This window comes from Paeniroseomonas aquatica, from assembly GCF_030409335.1.
Lineage (GTDB): Bacteria > Pseudomonadota > Alphaproteobacteria > Acetobacterales > Acetobacteraceae > Belnapia > Belnapia aquatica.
Genome location: NZ_JAUFPN010000198.1, coordinates 49,105 through 56,662, shown reverse-complemented (window position 1 = coordinate 56,662; position 7,558 = coordinate 49,105). Strand labels below are relative to the sequence as shown.

General features: G+C 70.5%; 10 protein-coding genes. 8 read left to right on the top strand and 2 right to left on the bottom strand.

Annotation, left to right across the window (positions count from 1 at the left end; all coding sequences use genetic code 11):
• From QWZ14_RS26470 to QWZ14_RS26445, 6 genes are all read left to right on the top strand, one after another.
• Positions 1-761: 2-oxo acid dehydrogenase subunit E2 (locus QWZ14_RS26470; protein ID WP_290320025.1), on the top strand; the 761-nt coding region annotated here is incomplete at its 5' end.
• A gap of 10 nt (positions 762-771) precedes the next feature.
• Positions 772-1,257 carry a GNAT family N-acetyltransferase gene (locus QWZ14_RS26465; protein ID WP_290320024.1) on the top strand — a complete coding sequence of 162 codons (486 nt, stop codon included), beginning with the start codon at positions 772-774 and terminating at the stop codon, positions 1,255-1,257.
• Position 1,258: 1 nt separating this feature from the next.
• Positions 1,259-2,659 carry a dihydrolipoyl dehydrogenase gene (gene lpdA / locus QWZ14_RS26460; protein ID WP_290320023.1) on the top strand — a complete coding sequence of 467 codons (1,401 nt, stop codon included), beginning with the start codon at positions 1,259-1,261 and terminating at the stop codon, positions 2,657-2,659.
• Between the two features lie 50 nt (positions 2,660-2,709).
• On the top strand, positions 2,710-3,651 hold the full coding sequence (gene lipA / locus QWZ14_RS26455) for a lipoyl synthase (RefSeq protein ID WP_290320022.1): 942 nt from the start codon (positions 2,710-2,712) through the stop codon (positions 3,649-3,651).
• Between the two features lie 4 nt (positions 3,652-3,655).
• Positions 3,656-4,126, top strand: coding sequence for a type II toxin-antitoxin system RatA family toxin (locus tag QWZ14_RS26450; RefSeq protein WP_290320021.1), 471 nt, complete (start codon positions 3,656-3,658; stop codon positions 4,124-4,126).
• A 90-nt stretch (positions 4,127-4,216) separates the two neighbouring features.
• Positions 4,217-4,840: a glutathione S-transferase family protein gene (locus QWZ14_RS26445; RefSeq protein WP_290320020.1), complete on the top strand. Its 624-nt coding sequence runs from the start codon at positions 4,217-4,219 to the stop codon at positions 4,838-4,840.
• 55 nt (positions 4,841-4,895) lie between these two features.
• On the opposite strand, the gene sugE is transcribed toward QWZ14_RS26445, so the two are convergent.
• Positions 4,896-5,216: a quaternary ammonium compound efflux SMR transporter SugE gene (gene sugE, locus QWZ14_RS26440; protein WP_290320019.1), complete on the bottom strand. Its 321-nt coding sequence runs from the start codon at positions 5,214-5,216 to the stop codon at positions 4,896-4,898.
• 164 nt (positions 5,217-5,380) lie between these two features.
• A complete protein-coding gene (locus tag QWZ14_RS26435) occupies positions 5,381-5,944 on the bottom strand; it encodes a DUF4337 domain-containing protein (RefSeq protein WP_290320018.1) in 564 nt (187 codons plus the stop codon).
• A gap of 122 nt (positions 5,945-6,066) precedes the next feature.
• On the opposite strand from QWZ14_RS26435, the gene QWZ14_RS26430 reads away from it, so the two are divergent.
• Both QWZ14_RS26430 and QWZ14_RS26425 read left to right on the top strand, forming a co-directional pair.
• Positions 6,067-7,131 carry a threonine aldolase family protein gene (locus QWZ14_RS26430; RefSeq protein ID WP_290320017.1) on the top strand — a complete coding sequence of 355 codons (1,065 nt, stop codon included), beginning with the start codon at positions 6,067-6,069 and terminating at the stop codon, positions 7,129-7,131.
• Complete coding sequence (locus QWZ14_RS26425; protein ID WP_353959347.1) at positions 7,056-7,508, top strand: YraN family protein; 453 nt, start codon at positions 7,056-7,058, stop codon at positions 7,506-7,508. Before QWZ14_RS26430 ends, QWZ14_RS26425 begins: the two co-directional genes overlap by 76 nt.
• Positions 7,509-7,558: the final 50 nt, after the last annotated feature.

The window sequence follows — 7,558 nt, the reverse complement described above, 5'->3', positions numbered from 1 at the left end:
CGGCGCCCGCCGCGGCCCCCGGCGCCGCCCCGGCGCCGAAGCCCGCCGCGCCCACCGTGACCGCGCCGCATACCGCGGTGCCGAACAGCGGCATCCGCAAGGTCATCGCCCGGCGCCTGTCGGAATCGAAGCAGACCATCCCGCATTTCTACGTGACCATGGACTTCGAGATCGACGCGCTGCTGAAGCTGCGCGCCGACCTCAACGCCAAGTCGCCGAAGGACGGCCCGGGCGCCTTCAAGCTCTCGGTCAACGACCTCGTCATCAAGGCCGTGGCCGCGACGCTCCGCCGCTTCCCCGCGGTGAACGCGATGTGGACGGATGACGCCATCCTGCAGTTCCAGGACGTCGACATCTCGGTCGCGGTCTCGACGCCGACCGGCCTCATCACCCCGATCGTCGCCAAGGCCGACCAGAAGGGCCTGTCGACCATCAGCAACGAGATGAAGGACCTCGCGGCGCGGGCCAAGACCGGCAAGCTGAAGCCCGAGGAGTTCCAGGGCGGCGGCTTCAGCATCTCCAACATGGGGATGTATGGCGTGCAGTCCTTCTCGGCCATCATCAACCCGCCCCAGGCCGGCATCCTCGCCGTCGCCGCCGGCGAGCCGCGGCCGGTGGTGAAGGGCGGCGCGCTGGCCATCGCCACGGTGATGACCTGCACCCTCTCGGTCGACCATCGCGTCATCGACGGCGCCCTGGCCGCGGAGTTCATGCAGGCGCTGCGCGGCGTCATCCAGGATCCCCTAAGTCTCATGTTGTGAGCCTGATGCTGTGAGCCTCACGCTCCGCCCGGCGGACGAGGCCGATACCGGCCTCGTCCTGCACTACATCCGGGCGCTCGCCGAGTACGAGAAGCTGCTGCACGAGGTGACGGCGACGGAGGTGGACCTCCATCGCCTGCTCACCGGCCCGCGGCCGCTGGCCGAGGCGCTGATCGCCGAATGGGAGGGCAAGCCGGTCGGCTTCGCCCTCTGGTTCTACGCCGTCTCCACCTTCAACGCCCTGCCGTCGCTCTACGTGGAGGATGTCTTCGTCGAGCCGGAGCAGCGGGGCAGGGGCATCGGCCGCGCCATCTTCGCCCATCTCGCCGCCCATGCGCTGGGGCGCGGCTGCGGCCGGATGGAATGGTCGGTGCTCGACTGGAACGCACCTTCCATCGCCTTCTACCGCTCCATCGGCGCCAGGCCCCGCGAGGGCTGGACCCTGCAACAACTCAGCGGCCCCGCGCTCTCCGCGCTGGCGGCCCGGGAGAGCTGACATGGCCGAACAAGCCTTCGACCTCATCGTCCTCGGCGGCGGCCCCGGCGGCTATGTCGCCGCCATCCGCGCCAGCCAGCTCGGCATGAAGGTGGCGCTGGTCGAGCGCGAGAACCTCGGCGGCATCTGCCTCAACTGGGGCTGCATCCCGACCAAGGCGCTGCTCCGTTCGAGCGAGATCAACCACCTGCTGCACACGCTGGATGCCTATGGCTTCAGCGCCGACAACATCACATTCGACATCGGCAAGATCGTGAAGCGCTCGCGCGCCGTCGCCGGGCAGCTTTCCGGCGGCGTGAAGCACCTGCTGCGGAAGAACAAGGTCACCGTCTTCGACGGCCAGGGCAAGCTGGCCGGCAAGGGCAAGCTGGCCGTCACCAAGGACGGCAAGCCGGTCGCCGAGCTCGCCGCCAAGCACATCATCCTGGCGACCGGCGCCCGCGCCCGGACCCTTCCGGGGCTCGAGCCCGACGGCAAGCTGGTCTGGTCCTACCGCGAGGCCATGGTCCCGCCGAGCATGCCGAAGTCGCTCATCGTCATCGGCTCGGGCGCCATCGGCGCGGAATTCGCCAGCTTCTACCTGAACCTCGGCGCCAAGGTGACCCTGGTCGAGGTGATGGACCGGGTGCTGCCGGTCGAGGATGCCGAGATCAGCGCCTTCGTCGGCAAGGCCTTCGCCAAGCAGGGCATGCAGATCCTGACCAAGGCCAAGGTCCAGGGCCTGCGCAAGGCCGCCGACAGCGTCACCGCCATCATCGAGGCCGACGGCAAGGTCCAGGAGGTCACCGCCGACCGGGTCATCTCCGCCGTCGGCATCGTCGGCAACGTCGAGGACATCGGCCTCGAGGGCACCGGGGTGAAGGTCGACCGCACCCACGTGATGATCGACGAATACTGCCGCACCGGGGAGCCGGGGGTCTATGCCATCGGCGACCTCACCGGCGCGCCCTGGCTGGCGCACAAGGCCAGCCATGAGGGCGTGCTCTGCGTCGAGAAGATCGCCGGCGTCGAGGGCGTCCACCCGCTCGAGGTGCTGAACATCCCGGGCTGCACCTACTGCCGCCCGCAGGTCGCCAGCGTCGGCCTGACCGAGGAGGCGGCGAAGAAGGCCGGGCACGAGCTCAAGGTCGGCCGCTTCCCCTTCATTGGTAACGGCAAGGCCATCGCCATGGGCGAGCCGGAGGGGCTGATCAAGACCATCTTCGATGCCAAGACCGGCGAGCTGCTGGGCGCCCACATGGTCGGCCCCGAGGTCACCGAGATGATCCAGGGGTATACCATCGCCAAGACCATGGAGACGACCGAGGTGGAGCTGATGCACAGCATCTTCCCCCATCCCACCATCTCCGAGGCGATGCATGAGTCGGTGCTTGATGCCTATGGCCAGGTGATCCACATGTAGGGTGCCGCCCCCGGCGCGAGCCGGGGGGGCCGGCCAGCTGAAGGCGTCGCATGACCACCCGCATCGAGATCCGCCACCCGGAGAAGGCCCACCGCCCGGACAACCCGATCCAGCGGAAACCCAGCTGGATCCGGGTGAAGGCGCCGACCCATCCGATCTACCACGAGACCCGCACCCTGATGCGGGACAACCGCCTGGTCACGGTCTGCGAGGAAGCGGCCTGCCCGAACATCGGGGAATGCTGGTCGCAGCGGCACGCCACCATGATGATCATGGGCGACACCTGCACCCGCGCCTGTTCCTTCTGCAACGTGGCGACCGGCCTGCCCAAGGCGCTGGATGCCGATGAGCCCCGCCGGGTGGCGGAGGCGGTGGCGACGCTTGGCCTGCGCCACGTCGTCATCACCAGCGTCGACCGCGACGACCTGGCCGATGGAGGCGCCCGGCATTTCGCCGAGACCATCCGCGCCATCCGGGGCGCGACGCCCACCACCACCATCGAGGTGCTGACCCCTGACTTCCTGCGCAAGGACGGCGCCCTCGAGGTGGTGGTCGCCGCCCGCCCCGACGTCTTCAACCACAACCTGGAGACGGTGCCGAAGCTGTATCCCAGCATCCGCCCCGGCGCCCGCTACTTCCATTCGCTGCGGCTGCTGGACCGGGTGAAGCAGCTCGACCCCACCATCTTCACCAAGTCCGGCGTCATGGTCGGGCTGGGCGAGACCCGGATCGAGGTGCTGCAGGTCATGGACGACATGCGCAGCGCCGAGATCGACTTCCTGACCATCGGCCAGTACCTGCAGCCCAGCGTCAAGCACGCCGCGGTGGACCGTTTCGTCACCCCCGACGAGTTCGAGGATTACGCCCGCATGGCCCGCTCCAAGGGCTTCCTGCTGGTTTCGGCCACGCCGCTGACCCGCAGCAGCTACCACGCCGACCAGGATTTCGAGCAGCTGGCCGCCGCCCGCGCCCGCCAGCTGGCCAGCGCCTGACCGGATGCCGACGCACGCCGAGAAGCGCATCCTGCGCTATACGCCCGAGCAGCTCTTCAACCTCGTCGCCGATGTCCGCCGCTACCCGGAATTCCTGCCCTGGTGCGTCGGCGCCCGGGTGATCTCCAGCACCGAGACCAAGCTGGTCGCCGACCTCACCATCGGCTTCAAGATGTTCCGCGAGAGCTTCCGCTCGGAGGTCACCCTGGAACGGCCGGACCGGGTGCTGGTGCAGTACATGAACGGGCCCTTCCGCTACCTGAACAACCAGTGGCGGTTCATCCCGGTCGAGCAGGGCACCCAGCTCGAGTTCTTCGTCGACTTCGAGTTCCGCTCCCGCCTGCTGCAGGCGGTCATCGGCACCGTCTTCAACGAGGCGGTCCGGCTGATGGTCCGCGCCTTCGAGCGCCGCGCCATGCAGCTCTATGGCCGCCCCGCGCCCGGCGCCGCCCCGGTCCCGGCGCCCACCGCCTGAGCTTCGGCGCCTGAGCCATCAGCCGGGTTGATGCCCGGCATCAGGTTTTTGCGTTGGCGCCCGGCGTCCCGGCCGGGGCAGCCTCCGGGCATGACCTACATCCTCTACGGCGACCAGGGCTCCGGCTCCGCCCCGGTCGAGATGGCCCTCGCCGAGATCGGCGCCGCCGTCGAACTCCGCCCGGTCCCGCTCGAGGGCGAGGCCCAGCTTGCGGCCGAGTATCGCCGCATCAACCCGATGGGCCGCATCCCGACGCTGGTGTTGCCGGACGGGACCGTGGTGACCGAGAGCCTCGCCATCCTGCTGACCCTGGAGGGCCGCCACCCCGAGGCCGGGCTGCTGCCGCCCCCGGCCGACCCGGCCCGCGCCGTGGCGCTGCGCTGGATGGCGCTGGTCGCCGGCGAATTCTACCCCTGCGTCACCCGCGGCGACTATCCCGAGCGCTTCAGCGCCGACCCGGACCATGCCCCGGCGATCAAGGCCCGGGCCATCGAGATGGGCCGCGATATCTGGCGCCTGGTCGAGCGGGAGGCGGCACCGGCGCCCTTCATCCTCGGCGGGCGCTTCTCGCTGGCCGATCTCTACCTCGGCTTCCTCTCGCGCTGGATGGGCGGGCGGCAGTGGATCCCGGCGAACTGCCCCAAGGTCGAGGCCATGGCGCAGGCGGTGGCGGCACGGCCGAGAATCGCGCCGGTCTGGGCCCGGCACATCTAGCGGCGTGCCCGCCGCCCGGGACCGAGGGACTACCCCGAGGGACTACCCAGAGGGATTACGCGGAGCTGGACAGCTTCATGAGCAGCAGGCCGCTCACGATCAGCAGGGCCGCGATCAGGCGAAGCGGGCTCGCGGCCTCGCCGAGGAACAGGATGCCGACGATGAAGGCCCCCACCGCACCGATCCCGGTCCACACGGTGTAGGCGGTGCCGAGGGGGAGGAATCGCATGGACCAGGCGAGAAGCCCGAAGCTCACCAACATGGCGGCGAAGGTCACGACCGAGGGCCAGAGACGCGTGAAGCCCTCCGACTGCTTCATCGAGAAGGCCCAGACGACCTCGAACAGGCCGGCGACGACAAGAACAAGCCAAGCCACGACACTCTCCCTCGAACACGTTGCCGGGCCGTCCCGGACCTGAACCCGTCGAGGGGGAGGACGTGGCCTCACGCCGCTTACCTAGGTCGGGACGGGGCGCCGATCAACGTCCCCTGCCCGCCGATGCCGGGTGCGGCATGGACCGGGTGCCGGCCTGCCGCCGCTCAGAAATGCACCAGCTCCGGCGCCAGGAAGCCGAGCCCGCTGAGCACCACGCCCGCCACGCCGAGCGCCACGCCGCCGATCGCCAGCAGCGGCACGCTGGTGATGATCGAGGCGGAGGCCAGCACGATCGCCACCTGGAAGGCGGCAGAGCCGAATTCGTGCATGTGGTAGGCGGCCAGCGACCGGTCCCTGATCGCCTCGGCCGCCTTGGCCCGCGCCATCAGCTCGCGCCTTCCCTCGCCGGTCTGCGGCTCGCTCTCCCACCGCGCCGCGGTGTCCCGCCAGGACTGCTGCTGGCGGGCAATGGCCTCCCGCACCGCCGCATCCGTCGCCGCCAGCCGGTCGAGCTCGGCCGCCTCGGCCGCGGTCCGCACGTTGGTCTGGCGGATGGTCCGCGCCTGGAAGAAGGCCCAGAGGTTGGCCGCCTCCACGTTGCGGGAGATGCCCTCGGTCTGGGCGCTTTTCGCGCCGGTCTCGGCGATCGCCAGGAAGAGCGCGAGGATGGCGATCAGCAGCGCGATGCGCTTGTCGCTGCCGTGTTCGACATGGGCGTGTCCGGTCATGGGGTCCTCGTAACGGTCAACCGGGGCGGCCATGCCATGCCGCGCGCCGCACCGCCAGAGGCGTCTTGCCAGGAGGCCCGCGTCGCCGCAGTTTCGCCGCCAGACGCTGAGGAATACCGACGATGGTCCACGCCCCCGCCCGCCCGCCCGCCGGCGCCCCGCCCATCCGCATCAACCTTTACTCCGACACCCAGACCCGCCCGAGTCCGGCGATGAAGGAGGCGATGATGCGCGCCGAGGTCGGCGACGAGCAGCATGGCGACGACCCTACGGTGCATGCCCTGGTCGACCGCATGGCCGCGCTGATGGGCAAGGAGGCCGCGATCTACCTGCCGTCCGGGACCATGTGCAACGTCATCGCCATCCTGACCCATTGCGGCAAGGGCGACGAGGTGGTGGCGCACGAGACCAGCCATATCCTGCACAGCGAGGGCGGTACCCATGCGGCGCTGACCGGGGTGCAGATCATGCCGCTGCGCGGCCCGAAGGGCCTCTTCAGCGCCGACGACGTCCGCGCCGCCATCCGCCCGAAGACCCGCTACTCGCCGCCGCAGCGCCTGCTGGAGGTCGAGCAGACCGCCAATATCGGCGGCGGCGTGGTCTGGCCGCTGGCCCAGCTCAATGCCGTGGCCGAGGTGGCGCACGAGCAGGGCTGGTCGACCCACATGGACGGCGCCCGGCTGATGAATGCCTGCGTCGCCGCCGGCATCGCCCCGAAGGAGATGGTGGCGCAATACGACAGCGTCTGGCTCGACTTCACCAAGGGCCTCGGCGCCCCGCTCGGCGCCGTGCTGTGTGGCAGTGAGGAGTTCATCGGCCAGGCCTGGCGCTGGAAGCAGCGGCTCGGCGGCTCGATGCGCCAGGCCGGCATCTGCGCCGCCGCCTGCCTCTACGCCCTCGACCACAACGTCGACCGCCTCGCCGAGGACCATGCCAATGCCAAGGCGCTGGCCCGCGGGCTGCGGCAGATCCAGGGCGTCACGGTCGAGGAGCCCGAGACCAACCTGGTCTTCTTCGACATCCGCGACACTGGCGTTGACGTCGCCACGCTGCAGGCGAAGCTCGCCATGCAGGGCATCTCGGTCAGCGGCCTCGGCGGAAGGGTGCGCGCCTGCACCCATCTCGACGTGACCGCGCCGATGATCGAGGAGGCGGTCGGCGCCATCCGCACCGCGCTGGCGCGCTGAGCAAGGCAGCCCGCGGCGCCCGGGCCGAGGTCTCCGGCCGGGACGGCGAGGCCGCCGCGGCCGCGGCCCTGGCGGCGGAGGGCTGGACCATCCTGGCCCGGCGCGTCCGCACCCCGGCCGGCGAGCTGGACCTGGTCGCCGAGCGGGACGGGCTGCTCGCCTTCGTCGAGGTGAAGGCCCGCCCCAGCCTGACCGAGGCCGCCTTCGCCCTGACCCGCCGCCAGCGCGACCGGCTGCTGCTGGCCGGCGAATGCTGGCTGGCGGAGAACCCCGGCCATGGCGCCGCCGGCATCCGCTTCGACCTGCTGCTGGTCGCCGCCGACGGCACCACCCGCCGCATCGCCGATGCCTTCCGGGCGGGGGACGCCCCGGCCTGAGCCCCGGCGGGAACCCGGCGCCGCCTGTCCCGTCTTGGCCCTGACCGCCC